The 17,798-nt window shown below is 71.8% G+C and carries 15 protein-coding genes; 10 read left to right on the top strand and 5 right to left on the bottom strand.

Annotation, left to right across the window (positions count from 1 at the left end; genetic code table 11):
- The first annotated feature begins 26 nt into the window (after window positions 1–26).
- The 3 genes from OG259_RS05695 (at window position 27) to OG259_RS05685 (ending at window position 3,369) form a co-directional block, all read left to right on the top strand.
- Complete coding sequence (locus OG259_RS05695; RefSeq protein WP_328941189.1) at window positions 27–1,583, top strand: sugar ABC transporter ATP-binding protein; 1,557 nt, start codon at window positions 27–29, stop codon at window positions 1,581–1,583.
- Complete coding sequence (locus OG259_RS05690) at window positions 1,567–2,598, top strand: ABC transporter permease (protein WP_328941188.1); 1,032 nt, start codon at window positions 1,567–1,569, stop codon at window positions 2,596–2,598. Before OG259_RS05695 ends, OG259_RS05690 begins: the two co-directional genes overlap by 17 nt.
- An 87-nt stretch (window positions 2,599–2,685) precedes the next feature.
- Window positions 2,686–3,369: a FadR/GntR family transcriptional regulator gene (locus tag OG259_RS05685; RefSeq protein WP_328941187.1), complete on the top strand. Its 684-nt coding sequence runs from the start codon at window positions 2,686–2,688 to the stop codon at window positions 3,367–3,369.
- Between the two features lie 416 nt (window positions 3,370–3,785).
- Here OG259_RS05685 and OG259_RS05680 read toward each other — a convergent pair whose 3' ends face one another.
- The 3 genes from OG259_RS05680 to OG259_RS05670 all read right to left on the bottom strand — a co-directional run bounded on the left by OG259_RS05680 (window position 3,786) and on the right by OG259_RS05670 (window position 6,131).
- Window positions 3,786–4,079 (bottom strand): DUF1330 domain-containing protein, encoded by a 294-nt coding sequence (locus OG259_RS05680; protein WP_095853412.1) that lies wholly within the window; start codon window positions 4,077–4,079, stop codon window positions 3,786–3,788.
- A gap of 112 nt (window positions 4,080–4,191) precedes the next feature.
- Window positions 4,192–5,646, bottom strand: coding sequence for an MFS transporter (locus tag OG259_RS05675; protein ID WP_328941186.1), 1,455 nt, complete (start codon window positions 5,644–5,646; stop codon window positions 4,192–4,194).
- Between the two features lie 26 nt (window positions 5,647–5,672).
- Complete coding sequence (locus tag OG259_RS05670) at window positions 5,673–6,131, bottom strand: MarR family winged helix-turn-helix transcriptional regulator (protein WP_328941185.1); 459 nt, start codon at window positions 6,129–6,131, stop codon at window positions 5,673–5,675.
- A 322-nt stretch (window positions 6,132–6,453) separates the two neighbouring features.
- Between OG259_RS05670 and OG259_RS05665 the strand changes: the two genes are divergently transcribed.
- Window positions 6,454–7,062: a response regulator transcription factor gene (locus tag OG259_RS05665; RefSeq protein WP_328941184.1), complete on the top strand. Its 609-nt coding sequence runs from the start codon at window positions 6,454–6,456 to the stop codon at window positions 7,060–7,062.
- Window positions 7,063–7,069: 7 nt separating this feature from the next.
- On the opposite strand, the gene OG259_RS05660 is transcribed toward OG259_RS05665, so the two are convergent.
- Window positions 7,070–8,995, bottom strand: a complete 1,926-nt coding sequence (locus tag OG259_RS05660) for a sensor histidine kinase (protein WP_328941183.1) — start codon at window positions 8,993–8,995, stop codon at window positions 7,070–7,072.
- A 114-nt stretch (window positions 8,996–9,109) separates the two neighbouring features.
- On the opposite strand from OG259_RS05660, the gene OG259_RS05655 reads away from it, so the two are divergent.
- The 4 genes from OG259_RS05655 (at window position 9,110) to OG259_RS05640 (ending at window position 14,299) form a co-directional block, all read left to right on the top strand.
- A complete protein-coding gene (locus OG259_RS05655; RefSeq protein ID WP_328941182.1) occupies window positions 9,110–11,032 on the top strand; it encodes a serine hydrolase domain-containing protein in 1,923 nt (640 codons plus the stop codon).
- 507 nt (window positions 11,033–11,539) lie between these two features.
- Entirely contained in the window at window positions 11,540–11,983 is a 444-nt protein-coding gene (gene panD / locus OG259_RS05650; protein WP_328941181.1) for an aspartate 1-decarboxylase, read from the top strand.
- Between the two features lie 28 nt (window positions 11,984–12,011).
- Window positions 12,012–12,356, top strand: a complete 345-nt coding sequence (locus OG259_RS05645; protein ID WP_328941180.1) for a GNAT family N-acetyltransferase — start codon at window positions 12,012–12,014, stop codon at window positions 12,354–12,356.
- Between the two features lie 464 nt (window positions 12,357–12,820).
- Window positions 12,821–14,299, top strand: coding sequence for a transglycosylase family protein (locus tag OG259_RS05640; RefSeq protein WP_328941179.1), 1,479 nt, complete (start codon window positions 12,821–12,823; stop codon window positions 14,297–14,299).
- On the opposite strand, the gene OG259_RS05635 is transcribed toward OG259_RS05640, so the two are convergent.
- A complete protein-coding gene (locus OG259_RS05635; protein WP_443051919.1) occupies window positions 14,180–15,187 on the bottom strand; it encodes a DMT family transporter in 1,008 nt (335 codons plus the stop codon). The genes OG259_RS05640 and OG259_RS05635 overlap by 120 nt on opposite strands.
- 244 nt (window positions 15,188–15,431) lie before the next feature.
- On the opposite strand from OG259_RS05635, the gene OG259_RS05630 reads away from it, so the two are divergent.
- Window positions 15,432–16,145, top strand: a complete 714-nt coding sequence (locus OG259_RS05630; protein ID WP_328941177.1) for a (2Fe-2S)-binding protein — start codon at window positions 15,432–15,434, stop codon at window positions 16,143–16,145.
- Window positions 16,146–16,230: 85 nt separating this feature from the next.
- A complete protein-coding gene (locus OG259_RS05625) occupies window positions 16,231–17,715 on the top strand; it encodes an SDR family NAD(P)-dependent oxidoreductase (protein WP_328941176.1) in 1,485 nt (494 codons plus the stop codon).
- The last annotated feature ends 83 nt before the right edge of the window (window positions 17,716–17,798 follow it).

Below are 17,798 nucleotides of genomic sequence, written 5' to 3'. Positions count from 1 at the left end.
GCTCCAGCCGAAAGGACCACCCCGCCATGGCGGACCCCAGCCCCGTCCGGGGCCCCGTCGTCGAGGCCGACGGGATCAGCAAGCGCTTCGGCGCCACGGTCGCCCTCAGCGACGCGCGCATCTCCGTGGCACCGGGCGAATCCCACGCCCTCGTCGGCCGCAACGGCGCGGGCAAGTCCACGCTCGTGTCGATCCTCACCGGCCTGCAGCAGCCCGACACCGGCACCCTGCGCTTCGAGGGGGAGCCGGCGCCCGCGCCCGGTGACACCGACGCGTGGCGCTCCAAGGTGGCCTGCGTCTACCAGCGCTCCACCATCATCCCGGGCCTGACCGTCGCGGAGAACCTCTTCCTCGACCGGCAGAGCTCCGGTGCGCTGCGCCCGATCAGCTGGAAGCGGTTGCGGCACCGTGCGAGCGACCTGCTCGCCGAGTACGGCGTGGAGGTCGACCCGACCGCCCGCGCCGAGGACCTCACCGTCGAGCAGCGCCAGTTCGTGGAGATCGCCCGGGCGCTCTCCTTCGGCGCCCGGTTCATCATCCTCGACGAGCCCACGGCCAAGCTCGACGCCCGTGGCATCGAGAGGCTCTTCGACAAGCTCCGGGCTCTCCAGCGGCAGGGCGTCGCCTTCCTCTTCATCTCCCACCACCTGCAGGAGGTGTACGAGCTCTGCTCCACGGTGACGGTCTACCGGGACGCCCGGCACATCGTCACCGCCCCGGTGGCCGAGCTCGACCAGCAGGCCCTGGTGGAGGCGATGACCGGTGAGAGCGTCCGGGGCACCGAGCCCGCCTGGTCGGTGACCGGCCGCACGTCCGCGCACGGCACCTCGCTCCTCGACGTCTCTGGCCTGAGCCTGACCGGCGTCTACGACGACGTCACCCTGACCGCACGCGCGGGCGAGGTCGTGGGGCTCGCCGGAGCGGCGGCCAGCGGCAACGTCCAGCTCGGCGAGACCCTGGCCGGACTGCGGCGACCCCGCTCCGGCACGGTCACGGTCGCCGGCCGTCCCGTCCGCACCGGACGCGTCCCCGACGCCCTCGCGGCCGGCATCGGCTTCGTACCCGAGGACCGGCACATCCAGGGACTCGTCCCGGAGCGCAGCGTCGCCGAGAACGCCACCCTCACCGTCACCGATCAGCTCGGCCCCTTCGGCATGGTGCTGCCCTCACGGACCAGGGCCTTCGCCGAGCGGATGATCGCCGAACTCGACATCAAGACGCCCGGGGCCTCCGCCTCCGTCTCCGACCTGTCCGGCGGCAACCAGCAGAAGGTCGTCATCGCCCGCGCCCTCGCCACGGAGCCGCACGTCCTGGTGGCCGTCCGCCCGACCAACGGAGTGGACGTCAAGTCCAAGGAGTCCCTGCTCGGCACGGTCCGCGAGGTCGCCGACAGCGGAAGGAGCGCCCTGATCGTCTCCGACGAACTCGACGACCTCCGGGTGTGCGACCGCGTCCTGGTCATGTTCCACGGACGGGTCGTCACCGAGTTTCCGCACGGCTGGAGCGACGAACAACTCGTCGCCGCCATGGAGGGCATGACCGGCCTGAACCACACGAAGGAATCAGATGTCTCCCACCACTGAGATCCGCGCGGTCCCGACCGCGGCCGCTCCCGCCCCCGCGGAGCGCCGCCTCACCCTGGCCCGCTACCGCGACCTGTCCCTCGTACCGGTCCTGCTCGTCCTGTGCGTCATCGGGTTCGCCGTGTCACCGGCGTTCCTCACGTCCGACAACCTCCTCGGCGTCGCCCAGCAGGCCACCGAGCTCAGCCTGCTCGTCCTGGCCCAGTCCCTCATCCTGATCTCCGGCCGGATGGACCTCTCCCTGGAGTCCACCATCGGCGTCGCCCCGGTCATCGCCGTGTGGCTGGTCCTGCCCGACCACGGCGCCCGGTTCAACGGCCTCGGCCTGTTCCCCGACTGGGCCGCGATCCCGCTGTGCCTGCTGGTCGGCGCGGCCATCGGAGCCGTCAACGGATTCCTCATCCTGAAGCTGCGCCTCAACGGCTTCATCGTCACCCTCGGCGCCCTCACGCTGCTCCGGGGCCTCCAGGTCGCCGTCTCCGAGGGCCAGTCGATCGTCGACGTGCCCGGCTCCTTCACGTACCTCGGCCGCGCGAGCTGGCTCGGCGTGCCCGCGGCCATCTGGATCTGCGCGCTCCTGTTCCTCGTCACCGGCAGCGCCCTCGCCTGGCTGCGCCACGGCCGCGCCCTGTACGCGATCGGCGGCAACTCCGAGGCCGCGCGAGCCGCGGGCATCCGGGTCGACCGCGTCGTGTGGACCGTTCTGATCCTCGGCAGTCTCATCGCCGCTTTCGCCGGCATCCTCTACACCGGTCACTACGGGTCCATCTCCGCCGACCAGGGCAACGGCTGGATCTTCCAGGTCTTCGCCGCCACCGTCATCGGCGGCGTCAGCCTCAACGGCGGCCGGGGCACGCTCTTCGGCGCGCTCACCGGCGTGCTCACACTCCAGCTCGTGGTCAACGTCATGACCCTCGCCGGAGTGCCGCCGCTGTGGAACCAGTTCCTCAACGGCGCGATCATCATCGTCGCGCTGATCATCTCCCGCTTCGCCTCCGGCGAGAAGCAGGAATAGGCATCCGCCCTCACCGTCGAAGCGGCGCTGTCCGTCCCTCGGGTACGGGCAACGCCGCTTCGACGCACACCCCAGGAGAACCACAGCATGGCGGTCACCGACCTGGCCATCGAGAAGATCAAGGAAATGATCCTCTCCGGCGCTCTGCAACCGGGCGCCCGTCTCCCCAACGAGGCCGATCTGGCCGGCCGGCTGGGCCTCTCCCGCAGCTCCTTGCGCGAGGCCGTCCGGGCGCTCACCGCGATGCGGATCCTTGTTCCCCGGCAGGGCGACGGCACGTACGTGTCCGGCCTGGAGCCCCATCTGCTCCTGGAGTCGCTCGCCTTCGCGGCGGACGTCTCCCACGGCCACGCCGCAGGCCAACTCCTCCAGGTACGGAGACTGCTGGAGCCACAGGTCACGGCTCTCGCGGCCGGTTGCCTCACGGACCGGCAACTCGATGAGCTGCGCGACATTCTCGACCGGAGTGCCGAGGAAGGCATCGGAATCGAGGCGTTCGTCGCTCTGGACATCGAGTTCCATCGCGCGATCGCCGACTCCGTGGGCAACCCGGTGCTCTCGACGCTCCTCGGCATCCTCTCGACGCACACGCAGCGCCTGCGCATCGTCCGCGGCACTCACCACGCCCCCGCCCGCGAACAGGCCCACCGTGACCACGAGGCCATCTGGCGGGCGTTGTCCGCGGGCGACGCCCAACTGGCGGCCGCTGCCAGCATGGTGCACGTCGTCGCCGTCGAGGACTGGCTGGCATCCGGCCTGCCGGCCGAGTGACAGTCACGTTCCTGGACGGGGTCCGGGAGCAGGACAACGCCTCGAGCAGTCGATGGAGGAGGATACGGGCGGGATGGCCTCTTCGACCACCTCGAAGAACGCTTCGCCCGAGCCCTGATCCGCACCACCCTGTCCCGCCTGTGCCGCCCCGGAGGCACGTTCTCCTTCTCCACCGTCGCGACCCCTAACCCCTACGCCGCCCTGACGACCCACACCGGCCGCTGGAACCTCGTCGAACGCACCCCCGCCGACATCGAGGCCGACGTCCGTGCCGCCGCGCCGCCGGGAACCGTCGCCGGACTGGACATCACCGCCGATGCCACTGGCCTGACGCTGTTCGCGACGTGCGGCGCGCCGACGAGCCGGGGTGATCCCCGCAGTCGGCTCCGTGTTCGTCGCCGACGCGGCCTCGATCGTCAGTCGAGGCCTTCGATGATGCGGAAGTCGCGCTCGACGCCGTCAGCAAGTGCGGCCAGCGCCTCCTGGTAGGCCGCACTCGCATGTGCGGCGACCGCCTGCTCGAAGCTGTCGAACTCGATCAGGACGGTGCGCTCGGCGATTCCGGCGTCGTGTGCGACGACCCGGCTGCCGCGGGCGAGCAGCCGCCCGCCCGCGGCCTCGACGGCTGGACCGGCCAGCTTGTTGTAGGCAGCCAGCTTCTCGGGGTCCGCAATGGTGCGGTAGGCGCTGACCCAATAGCCCTTGGCCACGGTGCCTCCTGTGTTCGGGATTGATGCTCAGAAGCATGCTCGGATCCATGGCCGGCGCGCTGGGGGTCAGCGAGCCGACGGAGACGGCGTCGAAGTCGGACGGTTTCGATCCTCAGCTTTCGGTTCGACTCGACCGGCCCAGGCCCGGCACACCGACGGGGTCTGTGATCGGATCGGTCTCGGGTGGGCGTCGGAGGGCGAGGGCGAGGCTGGCCATCGTCGTGATCGCCATCGCGGCGACGCCGACCAGCGCCGCGGTCGTGTAGGCGTCGTCGTTCGGGAAGAGGCGGCCCGTGGCGGTGCCGGCGGCCAGGACCAGACCGCCGATGGCGCTGCCCAGGGAGTACCCGACGCTGCGGACGACGTAGTTGAAGCTCATGGCGCTCGACGTCTCGCTCTTGGGGGTGACGGCCAGGATGACGCCGGGCATGGCGGCCGAGAAGCTGCCGACGCCGAAGCCCAGCACGCCCATGGCCGCGAGCAGTTCGGCCAGGTTGGACCGGGCGGTGGCGAACAGGACGAACCCGCCGCCGACGATGGCGGCGCTGCCGGCCAGGAGCAGGGGGCCGTCGATCCGTTCGCGGACCCGCGGCGTGAGCTTGCCGGCGACGAACCCCAGCACGGAGAACGGGATGAGGACCAGCCCTGCCACGAAGGTGGTCAGTCCGAAGCCGTAGCCGGCGCTGTGCGGCGTCTGCGCGTAGCGGGTGATGAGCGTGAGCAGGAGGTACATGCCGCTCCCGCCGACGAACATGGCGATGTTCGCCCCGGCGACCGCCGGGCGCCGTACCGCCCGGACGTCGACCAGGGGCGTCTTGGTCCGCAGTTCGGAAACGGTCCAGGCGCAGAGCAGGAGTACGGCGGCGACGGCAAGGGTCACCGCCACGGCGAGGTGTCGGCTCCACAGGCTCCTCTCGCCTGCCAGGAACAGGACGAGGAGCAGTCCACCCGACAGGACGAGCGCAGCGGCCACGTTCACGTGAGCGGAGCGGCCTTCGGGAGCTGCGGGCACGGAGCGCCACGCGGTCACGAAGGCGATGGCGGTGACGAGCAGGCCGAGGCCGTAGGCGGCCCGCAGCCCGCCGAACTCGGCGAGCAGCGCGGCCAGCGGGTAGCCGACGCCGGCTCCGATGATGGAGACCACTGAGATCAGGGCGATCGTGGCCGCGCTGCGCTCCTCGGGAAGATGGTCGCGGGCCACGCCCATCATCAGCGCCGTGAGACCGAGTCCGACGCCTTGGGCCGCTCTGCCCACGAGCAGCCAGGCGAACGGCAGCGGCAGCACGGTGAGCGCGCTGCCGACGACGACGATCGCCAGCGTGGCGAGAATCGTGGCCCGCCGGTGCGGACCGGCTCCGAGCCGGCCGAGGACGGGTGTGGCGACGGCGCCGCTGAGCAGGGAGATGGTCAGCGTCCACTGCGCGCTGTCGAGGGAGACGTGGAACGTGGTCGCCACGCTGGTGATGAGCGGCGTCCCGAGGCTGGCGACCGCCGCCACGACCAGGGCGATGAACATCAGGGCGGGGACCAGCAGACGTGCCTCGGAACGTATCGGGGCAGGGCTCATGGGCTGGTCATGAGCCTGGGCCGCGGTCACCGGTCCGACCCCTCTCGGGCGTGGCTTTCGAGCTCCGCCAGATGCAGCAGCGCCGGAAGGGCTGCTGCCAAGGCCTCGACCTCGGCACCTGTGAGTTCGTCGATCAACCGCGCGTACGCGTCGACGCCCGCCTGGCGTCGCGTCCGGACGTACGACGCGCCGGCCTCGGTCAGGCACACCAGCGTGACCCGCTTGTCGGACGGATCGCCCTTCCGCTCGACCAGCCCGGATTCCTCCATCACCCGGACCAGGACGGTCATCGCGGGCTGGGTGACGCCCTCTGCCACCGCCAGATCGGTGATCCGTCGCGGGCCGGTCTTGTCCAGGGTGGCCAAGGTGGCGGCGGACGTCAGGCTCATGTCGCGGGGAAGGCGTCTCACGGCCCTGGTGGCCAGACCGTAGAGGGCTGACCCGATGGCATCGGAAGCGTCGTGCGCGGCGTCTCGGCGACTCATGCCTGAAGCATAGCGACTTTATATGAATCCTTTATGCATCTCTGGATCGGGGTTCGGCGACACTTGCCTCACAACGCGTTCGCGCAAAGACGGCCGACGCGCCGACGTCGAGGTACGCGTGCGGCGTTCCGGCTAGGTCCTCGGTCCGGTCCGGGGCGGCGTACGGGCTTGACCTGTGCCGTGTCGGCGCGATCGCTCCCCTGGAGAGGGCATGGCTGATGATCGACAATGCCCGCCTCGGAGCGGGTGTTGCGGCGACCACGGAAATTCAAGTGGGCCGAGCCCCTCCGCCGCCGGCCGTTACGATCCTCCGGGAGGGACTGTGATCCGCATCTTGCTGGCCGAGGACATGCACATGATCCGTGGGGCGCTGGCCGCCCTGCTGGGTCTGGAGCCTGACATGGAGGTCGTCGCCGAGGTGGCCCGCGGGGATGCCGTCGTCCCCGCCGCCCTCGCCCACCGCCCTACTGTTGCGGTGCTCGACCTGGACATGCCCGGCGCCGACGGACTCTCCGCCGCCCGCGACCTCGGGGCCGCGCTTCCCGACTGCCGGATCCTGATCCTCACTGCGTTGGGCCGGCCCGAGGCCCTGAGGTCGGCACTCGCCGCCCGGGTGGGCGGGTTCATGCTCAAGGACGCCCAGCCGGCTCAGCTCGCCGCCGCGATCCGCGGCGTGGCCGCGGGGGAGCATGTCATCGATCCGCGATTGGCCGCCGCAGCGCTCACCGCCAAGGAGAGCCCGCTCACCCCACGCGAAACCGACGTGCTGCGGTGGGCCGCCACTGGCGCCGAGCTCGACGAGATCGCTCGCGAGTTGCACCTCTCGCAGGGCACCGTACGAAACTATCTTGGTGCGGCCGTCACCAAGCTCGATGCCCGCAACCGGCTCGACGCGGTGCGGATCGCCCGGGAGCACGGCTGGTTGGGGTGACACGGCGTCATACGAGGATGGAGACGGGAGCGGATTCCAGACGGACGGTCAGGACGTAGCCGCGGCCGTCCGGGGCGGGCCCGGCCTCCAGGATCCCGCCGAGTGCGGCCGCGCGCTCACGAAGATTCCTCAGCCCGTTGCCGCCGGTACCCGCGTGGTCGCCTTCCCCTCGTGGCGGCGGGGGAACCGCACGGCCGTCGTCCGCCACCCGCAGCAGCCCCGGGCCGAGGTCCACCTCGCACCGGCGAGCTCCCGCCGCGTGCCGCAGCACGTTCGTCACAGCCTCCCGCAACACCGTGGCGAACAGTGCCTCCGACGCCCCGTCCACCTCGTCCGCCTCGCCCCGTACCTGCACGGCGACGCCCGCGGCGGCCAGTATCTTCCGAGCGGAGGCCACTTCCTCGGCCAGAGTGATCTCCGGGTCTTCCCCCGGGATCGCCCGAAGGTCCGTCAGAGCCCGGTCCGCCAGCGCCGCCGCATCGACGAGATGCCGATCGGCCCGCTCCCGGTCAGGGTCGCGGACCGCCAGCTCGCCTTTGAGGGCAATCGCCGACAGCCCGTAGCCCAGGAGGTCGTGGACATCCCGGGCGATACGCCGGCGCTCTCGCGCCACGGCCAGCGCTGCCAGTGCTCCGCGGGCCTCCCGCACCTGGTGGACAAGGCCGGTGAGCAGGGCAAGGCCGTAGAAGACGGAAGCGATCACCCCGATGTCCAGCAGGAGGAGAACGGTGCCACGAGCCCCGGGCCCGTCCGGCCGCAGCAGCATGGCGATCGCTGCCAGTGCGATCAGCGCCCCGGCCGCCGGCCGGGCGGTACGCCCTGGGAGGACGATCAGCACCGAGGCGGCCGCGAAACCCACCAGCTGAGGGTACGGCCCGTCCGGAGCGGCCAGCATGCCCAGGGCGAGGGTGAGCTGCACGCCCAGTGTCCACGCGACGTACGAGGGACGCACACCCGGCGGACGCGGGAGGGAGTGGTACGCCTGCAGTCCGACCACAACCCCCAATGCGGCCGCGTACACGACGACCCGCCCGCCCGGCACCCCGGTACCGAGCAGGAACGCAGTGCCCACGACCAGGTACTCGACGTGGGTGGCGACCACGATGGGCCACACGAGCCGGGGTGCAAGGGCACCTTGAGGGATGTCGGCCACGTCGGCCGACTGCGCCGGCGGAGCGGTGCGCACGCGCTCCGTCGCCGCCCGCGCGACCGTCACGAGTTCCCGCGCCGCCCGCGTACCCTGCCCGGCCAGCCGGGTGATCTCCGTCAGGGCCGTTCCCAGCACCGCGTCCAGGGTGCGGCCGGCGCGCTCCCGCTCGGCTGTGACCAGGGCCTCCGCCAGTGCACCACGGGTGACGTGGAGTTCGGTGTAGAGCTCGGTGAGCCGGGTCAGCGCATAGATGATCAATCCGTGGGCGAGGGCGTTGCCGATGCCGTTGAGGACGGAATGGATACTGCCGTCGCCGGGTGCGAGCGGCCCCGCCGCCAGCACGACGACCGTGAACAGAGCCCATCGGGCGGGCCGTTCGACGACCAGCAGCACTGAGGCGCCGAGGAATCCGGGCAGCCCGGACCAGGACGTGAGAAGGATCTGCGCGGCGAGGGTCCAGGCCCCGCGCAGCCGCCGCGTCGAAGGCAGACAGGTGGCCAACTGGAGCAGCAGCATCGGTACGGCGGCCGGGCGTGGCAGGACGACACCGGGCTCGAAGGAGAAGCCGAGAATGACGACGACGAGGATCACCGATACGACCGCCGGCGTCGGACCGGCGTCGGTATCTGCATCGGTGAAAGGGCCGGATCCCGAGGCGTGGTCCTCCCGGGCCGGGCCACCGGCCGGCTCGCCCGGCGGGCCCTCGGTCTCCAGGATTCCCGGCCTGCTGCCTCCGGCCCCGATTCTCCGCCCGCGCCGAAATGCCCAGCCCCACCCGTTCATGAGGTCACGTTAGATGCCACTCGTGCGCCCTACCCACCCCACCCATGTGAAATACACATCGGTCGATGCGCCTCACACTGCCGCCGACCGGTCCCCGGACGAGATCGTCGACGCATGCGTACGACGTCGACACGGACCCTCACCACGATGGCCGCCACGATCACGATCACCTGCGCCGCGCTGCTCTCCGTCGCGGTCCCCGCTCACGCTGCCGCTCCGCCCCGCCTCGACTCCCTCGTCGACTCCGCCGTCGCCGACTACCTGGAGGACGACCGCATCCCCGGCGCAGCCGTCACCGTCGTGGCCGGCGGCCGGACCGTCCTGGCCAAGGGCTACGGCGTCGCCGACGTCCGCTCCCGGACGCCGGTCGACCCGCAGCACACCGGCTTCTTCCTCGGCTCACTCGCCAAGCTGTTCACGGCACAGGCCGCCTCCCAGCTCGTCGCCGAGGGGGAGGTCGACCCGAAGGCGGACGTCAACGACCACCTCCGTGGGCTCACCGTCCCCGACACGTACCCCGGACGCCCCGTCACACTGGACCAGCTCCTCACGCATACCGCGGGGTTCGACAGCGACCTCGTGGGCCGCAACAGAATCGGAGCGAACGACGTCGAACCGCTCGCCGAAAGCCTCGTGACGCGCCGCCCGCCCCGGGTCCGTGCTCCGGGCACGATCGCCGCCTACGACAACTACGGCTACGCGATCGCGGGCCAGCTCGTCGCAGATGTCTCCGGCCGGTCCTTCCCCGACTATGTCGCCGAGCACATTCTGAAGCCCCTGGGCATGGCTGGTTCCACTTTCGCCCAGCCGCAGCCGGCCCCGATCGCCGCCGGCCTCGCCCGCGGCTACCGACCCGGCGGTACGTCCGGCTGGACGCAGGACGAGGGCCAGTACGGCGCGTGGAGCCCGACCGGGCCCGGGGCGGTCAGCACCGCCGCCGACATGGGCCGCTGGATGACCGGGCAGCTCACCGACGACACAGCGGCGAACCGCCTCATGCAGCGGGTGCACTACCGGCAGGATCCCCGCATGCCCGGCCTGGGCTACGGATTCGAGGAGTGGCGACGCGGTGGGCGCACCGGCTGGTTCAAGGACGGCGACATCCCCGGCTTCCACTCCAACCTGCTGCTCGTCCCCGGCCACGACGTGGGCGTGTTCGTCGTCTTCAACGGCGACGGCACGGACGGACGTGCCTCCTGGGACGGCAAGGACCTGATCAACCGGATCGTGGACGCCCTCGTCCCGGACGAACCCGCATCCGACGTCCCGGACGCCGCGACGGATCCGTCCCTCGACTCCTACATCGGCTCCTACCGCCCGGCCCGGGTCAGCCGCACCAGCCTCATGGCCGTGGAGGGCCTGGTCGCGCGTGTCACTGTCCGGAAGGACGGCAAGAACGGCCTGCACACCACCGGGCTCTCCCTCGACCCCGCCCAGCCCGAACAGAGCTGGCTCGCGCTCGGCGACGGCCTGTTCCAAGAGCGCGGCGGAAGCCGCGCGACGCTCGCCTTCGCCAAGGGCGGCGTGCTCGTCTCGTCGGCGGTGCCTTCGACCGCCTACGAGAAGCTGGCATGGCGTCAGTCTCCGGCTCTGCACCGGGGATTGCTCGGCATCAGTACGGGCATGCTGGTACTCGCCGCGATCGCCTTTCCCACAACCGCCCTGGTACGGCGTCTCCGGGGCCGGACCCCGCATCCTCCCGCAGCGCGCGCCGCACGCGCTACGGCCTCGGTGACCGGGCTGAGCGTGATCGCGTTCACCGCCGCACTCGCCGTCGTCGTCTCGGACAGCAACGCGATGATGGAAATGGTGCCGTTGGGATCGCCCCTGCTGTCCACCGTGACGACGCTGGGTACGGCACTCGTGCCGTTGGCGCTGGGCGTGGTGGCGGGGGCGATCGCGGCCTGGCTCCGCAGTTGGTGGAACCTCACCGGCCGCATCCTGTTCACCGTCACCGCGGCGGCCGCGGTCACCATGGCGAGCATGTTGCTCCAGTACCACCTTGTGGGCGTCCCGTTCGCCTGGCTGACCAAGTGAACACCCGGAACGGGGCAGCACGGTCGCACGGCGTCCCGTCCCGTGCGTGCCCGGCCGGTCGCCCACCCCGGAACGGTCCGTGGCCACGGCGAGGTCGGTCCTGACCCGCCCGGTCGGGCCCGCACTCCTTCCGACCCGTACGAGGCACACGATCATCCGATGCCACGGCAAGCAGAGGAGCAGACCAAGAGCGCGTGGGCCAGACGCGATCTCCTGACCGCCAGTGGATCCATCGCCTCGTCCTCGTCCTCGTACCGTGCCGGCACGGTGATCGCCCTTCTGATCACGGCCGCGTCGACCGCCAGGCCCGGGGCGCCGAGCCGGAGAGGTCGCCACCGATGTGCGCGCACCATGCTCGCGGTGCATCAAGGAAGTCGGCAGGGGGGTCAGCATTCGTCCTGGAGAACCTGGGGAGAGCTGACCGAACAAGCGAACCGTTGTAGGCTCCGCGCACCGCCCTTGACCTGCAGAATGCGGGCAGGGAGCAGACATATCTGGAGTTTCCGCATGCTTCGCACCATGTTCAAGTCCAAGATCCACCGGGCGACCGTCACCCAGGCGGACCTGCACTACGTCGGTTCGGTCACCGTCGACGCCGATCTGATGGAGGCGGCCGACCTGCTGCCCGGCGAACTCGTGCACATCGTCGACATCGACAACGGGGCCCGCCTGGAGACCTATGTCATCGAGGGCGAGCGCGGCTCCGGTGTCATCGGGATCAACGGCGCCGCCGCCCATCTGGTGCACCCCGGCGATCTGGTGATCCTCATCAGCTACGCGCAGGTCGAGGACGCGGAGGCCCGGACGTTCGTCCCGCGCGTCGTGCACGTCGACGGCGGCAACCGCATCGTGGAGCTGGGGACCGACGCGTCCGCGCCGGTTCCCGGGAGCGACACGGTGCGCGCCCCGCACGCCGTGCCCGAGTCCGTACCCGCGCCGGTGCGGGGCTGACCGGTCCGAGCCGAGGGAGTGCCGCCGCATGGCCGAGCCGAAGACGCGTGACGACCGGGCGAACGGACGCCTTGAGGCGTTCGAGGGCGACACCTACGTCGGTGTGATCGTCTACTTCGTCCTGGACGCCGAGCCGCACGCGCTGGTCGCGGTGCATACCGTCGTCGAGGACGGCCATGAGGGGAAGGGCATCGCCGGAGCGCTCGTGCGCGAGTTCTACGCGATCGCCGCCGGTGCGGGCGTACCCGTCGTGCCGCTCTGTCCGTACGCCGCGAAGTGGGCCGAGCGCCACCCGGACGAGGCGCCGGTCGCCCCGTCCGAGGTGGTTCGCGCGGCGAAGCTCCAGCTGAAGGCCACGCCCGGCCTGTGGTGACCGCCGCCCGTCCGCCGCGGGGGTGCCAGGCCCCGCGGCGACCGGCGGATCACGGTCCGGGCCGCGCCGTCGGGGACTGACCCGAACGACGGGGTCCGGCGGGCGCCGCAGGGCCCGTCGGGCCACCCTGGAGGGGGACGAACCCGTCGACCGAGAGGTCCGTGATGACCCACCCGTACCCCGATCCGCTGCCCCCCTCGCCCATTCCGCCGCCGGTGCCCGCACCGCCGCCCGTACCCCCGCCCAACCCGGTACCCGTGCCTCCGGACCCCGATCCGAGTCCGGCACCGGGGCCCGGCGGTCCCGTACCGGAACCCGAGCCTCAGCCCCAGCCGGGTCCCGCCGGCCGCCGCGCGACGTCAACGGGAAGGTGACAGACGGGCCTTGAGCTTTCGCGTATCCCTTGTCACGGAGCGTGCGCCACCCCTAACTTGGACGGCTGCTGCTGTGTTCAAGGGGGGCCCATGGCCGTACGCGGACGTCACCGCCGCCACCAGCCGAGCCGGATCAACCGTGCCTCGCTCACCGTCACCGCGGGAGGCGCCGGAATGGCGCTGCCGCTGATCGGCGCGGGGGCCGTGCAAGCCGCCTCGCTCGACGTCTGGGAGAAGGTCGCGGCCTGCGAGTCGACCTCCCACTGGCACATCAACACCGGCAACGGTTACTTCGGCGGACTGCAGTTCAGCCAGTCCACCTGGGAGGCCTACGGCGGCCGGCACTACGCACCGCGTGCCGACCTCGCCTCCAAGGACCAGCAGATCGTGATCGCCGAGCGCGTCCTGAAGGGCCAGGGGCCCGGCGCGTGGCCCGGCTGCGGCCCCCGCGCGGGCCTCGCACGGGGCGGGGAAGCGCCGGACATCACCCCCGGCGGCAAGGCGACGACGAAGGCGTCCGGCGGCGGTAACGCGGCCAGGACCGCCTCCCTGCCCGGGCAGCGCGTCTTACCCGAGCAGCCGGCCAGGAACGTCGGCCCGACCGCCGTCCCCACCGTCCGCGAGATGTACACGGTGACGCCCGGCGACTCCCTGTCGAAGATCGCCCGCGAGGAACGGGTCCAGGGCGGCTGGAAGCGCCTGTACGACACGAACCGCCCCGTCGTCGGTGACGACCCCGACCTCATCCACCCCGGCCAGCGCCTGACCCTGCGCATCGCCGCCCCGCAGAAGCCCCCGACGAAGGCCCCGCCGGCCCCGACGAAGGCCCCCTCGGCCACGGTGCCCCCGGCGAAACCCTCAGCACAGGCCGCCGTGCCCCGCACCCGGCCCGTCGCGCAGCCGCCGACGAAGGCGGCCGCGAAGCCCGTGACACGGCCTGTCGCCACGTCCGTGACCAAGCCCGTGACCACGCCGGGGTCGAAACCGTCCGCCCGGCCCGAGTCGCGTCCGACGACCACGCCCAGGACGAAGCCCAGCACCAAGCCGAGCGGCACACCCGCGGCGAAGCCCACGACCAGGCCCGCCGCGAAGGAGACGCCCAAGCCCCGGCCGAAGCCCGCTCCCCGGCCCGCCTCCAAGCCCCGGCCGCCCGCCGCGGAGGAGAAGCGCTACGCCGCCCCCGTCTCCGCGGACATCGGCACCCGCTACGGCAAGCCCGGCTCCTCCTGGTCCAGCGGCTACCACACCGGCGTCGACTTCCCCGTGCCCACCGGCACCTCCGTCAAGGCCGTGGCCGGGGGACGGATCGTCTCCGCCGGGTGGGGCGGCGCGTACGGCTACCAGATCGTCCTCCGCCACGACGACGGCCGCTACAGCCAGTACGCCCATCTCTCCGCGCTCGCCGTCCGCGACGGCCAGCGGGTCACCGCCGGCCAGCGCATCGGCCGCTCAGGATCGACCGGCAACAGCTCGGGACCGCACCTCCACTTCGAGGTACGGACGGGTCCCGGGTACGGCTCCGACATCGACCCCCTGGCCTACCTCAGGGCGCGCGGGGTCTCCCTCTGACCCCGCTCCTGGTCCGGACACCGGATCACGCCCCGGATCTGACGCCGAAGGCGACCCGGCCGGGACGGCCATTCGGTCGAGCGTGAGCTGGACCAGGCCACCCGCCGCCACCGCGCCGCTGATCAGCGCGGCGACGGTGCCCGCCGTGCCGTAGCGGAAGCTCTCGCCGAACAGGGTCAGGCCCACGGCGGCGGCGACCACCGGGTTGATCACCGTGACGGTGGCCAGCGGCGCGGCGAGTCCCGCGCCCCGGTAGGAGGCCTGGGAGAGGAGCAGCCCGGTCACGGCGAGGGCCGAGAGCACCAGCAGCCCGGTCCACTCGGCGAGCGGCGCGCCGGGCGTCCACTCCTCGGCCACCGCCTTGGTGAAGACCGAGGCGATGCCGAAGGAGACGCCCGCCGCGGCGGCCAGGACGACGCTGCGCAGCACGGACCTGCCCACCACGTGCGCGGCCGTGAACAGCGCGGCCACCACGCCGAACGTGCAGCCCGCGAGCAGCCAGCGGTCGCCGTCGGCCAGGGACCGCGCCTCGGCGCCGGTCGTGAGGCTGAGCAGCCCGGCCAGGCCCACCGTGGCCATCAGGGCGCCGCGCCAGGCCCGCGATCCGGCCCTGCGGCCGACGAAGAGGGCCGCCATGGGCAGCGCGAACACGATCGTGAGGGCACCCAGCGGCTGGACCAGGCTGAGCGGCCCGTACGCGAGGGCCGCGACGTGCAGGGTCGCGCCGACGCCGTTGAGCAGGACGGACCCCCACCAGGCGGGGCTGCGCAGCGGCGCGTAGCGCGGACCGGTGGCGGAGGCCGCGACCCGTTCCTGCACGATCGCCGCGGCCGCGTAGGCGACCGCCGAGACCAGGGCCAGGAGGACGGACAGCAGGAGGGGACTCATACCTTCCACGATCTCTCTTCCCGGCCGATCGCGTCGTCGTACCAGGGGACGTCTTCGCGGGTACACCCCTCGCAGTACGTGGGCCCCACGTACGCCTGTAGATGTACACCCGTGCAGGTCAGAACGGGTACAAAGCGACGTTTTCGAGCCGTTCCGAGGAGCCGCGCACAGCGGATACGGTGGTCGGAACTCGTGCCCGGAAGACCTCGGCACGCGACCGGTACCGGATCGAGGGGGAGCTCGGGTGGATCTCGTGGAGAGCGGATCGGTGGGCGGGTTCTTCGCCCTGCGCACCACCGCGCCGGAGACCGGCGGGGCACACCGTCCGCTCGCCCGCCTGTACGCGGGCGACGACGGCCCCCTCCACGCGCGCGTGGACCGGGTCGCCGCCCGGCTCGGCGCCCCCGAGCGGCGCGTCGGGGCCTCCGTCGCCCACCTCGGACTCGCGGCCCGGCTCTGGTCGACCGCGATCGGGCCCGCCGCCCTGCACGGCCGCTTCCCCGCCCTCGACCCCGCCGAGCTGTACTGGGACGGGGCACTCACCTCCCCCGACGACCTGTGGTGGGCCGGCTCCGAGACCCGACTCGCGACCGTCGACGAGATCCGCGCGGCCGTCCAGGAGGCCCACCTCGTGCCGCTCCACGCGGCCCTGCGCCGCGACGGGAACATCTCCCCGCGCCTGCTCTGGGGCAACGCGGGCTCCGCCCTCGCCGGCGCGCTGCGCGAGCTGACCCGCTGGGCGCGCGCCCACGGCCGCCCGGAGGTGGCCGAACGGGCCGCCGCCCTGGTCTCCGGACTCCTCGACCACCCCGACCTCGCCGGTACGGTCCGCGGCCCCCGGCTGCGCCGCGCCAGCTGCTGTCTCTACTACCGCTGCCCCGGCGCGGGACTGTGCGGGGACTGTGTCTTCGACCACGCCCCCCGAACGGGTTTGGAGGCGCGGCCCCCCGCTCCGTAAAGTTGCTGAGGTTGCCGTCTCCCAAGCCCGCGGACGGTGACGGCCCACGAACGGCGACGACGAGCGAACGAGGAACCCGAAGGCCATGACGGTGACCGAAGAAAACCAGGACTACGGGCCGGGTATCGACCCCGATCGCCTGGCCGTCTGCCTCGGCGTCCTCGACGAGCTCGACAAGCTGGACGTCGACCACCCGGACGCGATCCTCGTCCGGCGTGCCACGGCCGGGATCTACCGGACCGTGAAGCAGCGCCGCCGCCAGGAGCGCCGGGCGTCCAAGACCGCCAACGACAAGGCGGTCACGGAGGCCACGGCCACCGGCTCCGCGCAGCGCATCGACGACGAGACCGAGGGCATCCTGCCCTCCTCCGTCACCGAGGAAGGCCGGATCGCGGGGATACTCCAGCGTCCGCGTTCCTGCTACGTCTGCAAGACGCGGTTCGTCGAGGTCGACTACTTCTACCACCAGCTCTGCCAGAAGTGCGCGGCCGAGAACCGGGCCAAGCGCGAGGCCCGCGCCGACCTCACCGGCAAGCGCGCCCTGCTCACCGGCGGCCGGGCGAAGATCGGCATGTACATCGCGCTGCGACTGCTGCGCGACGGCGCCCACACCACCATCACCACCCGCTTCCCCAAGGACGCCATCCGCCGCTTCAAGGCGATGGACGACTCCGCGGACTGGATGCACCGGCTCGAGGTCGTCGGCATCGACCTGCGCGACCCGGCGCAGGCCGTGGCCCTCGCCGACCAGATGACCGAGGCCGGGCCGCTGGACATCCTCATCAACAACGCGACGCAGACCGTGCGCCGCCTGCCGTCCGCGTACGCCGCCCTGGTCGAGGGCGAGAGCGCCGCGCTTCCGGCAGGCGAGCTGCCCGCCCACCACGTGATCGGCGCCTTCAACTCCGGCGCGGTCGGGGAGCTCGTCGGATCCTCCGAGCTTCCCGTCGGCGTGCGCGACCTGGAGGCCCAGCAGGTCGCCGACCTCGCGCTCGTCGCCGGCAACGCCACCATCGCCAAGCACCTCGACGGCACCGCCATCGACGCGGGCGGCCTGGTGCCGGACGTCGTCGACTCCAACACCTGGGTGCAGAGCATCGAGCAGATCTCCCCGGTGGAGCTTCTCGAGACCCAGCTGTGCAACTACACGGCGCCGTTCATCCTCATCAGCAAGCTGCGTCCGGTGATGGCCGAGGCGGCGAAGAAGGCGGCCAGCGGCCGCTCCTACGTCGTGAACGTCTCCGCGATGGAAGGCGTCTTCAGCCGTGGCTACAAGGGCGCGGGGCACCCGAACACCAACGCGGCCAAGGCGGCGATGAACATGGTGACCCGGACCAGCGGCGAGGAGATGTTCAAGACCGACGGCATCCTCATGACCTCGGTCGACACCGGCTGGATCACCGACGAGCGTCCGCACTTCGACAAGCTGCGCCTCGCCGAGGCCGGCTTCCACGCCCCGCTCGACCTGGTCGACGGCGCGGCCCGGGTCTACGACCCGATCGTGCGCGGCGAGGACGGCGTGGACCTCTACGGCTGCTTCCTGAAGGACTACGCCCAGGCCAACTGGTAGGAACCGGTCCCAAGCGGCGGAAAAGCGGTTCCCGCAGTCCTGACAAGAGCGCCCCACCGGCCCGGTGGGGCGCTTTTTCGGCT

This window comes from Streptomyces sp. NBC_00250, from assembly GCF_036192275.1.
Lineage (GTDB): Bacteria > Actinomycetota > Actinomycetes > Streptomycetales > Streptomycetaceae > Streptomyces.
Note: the sequence above shows the minus strand (reverse complement) of the source record. Positions and strands in the feature narration are given on the sequence as shown.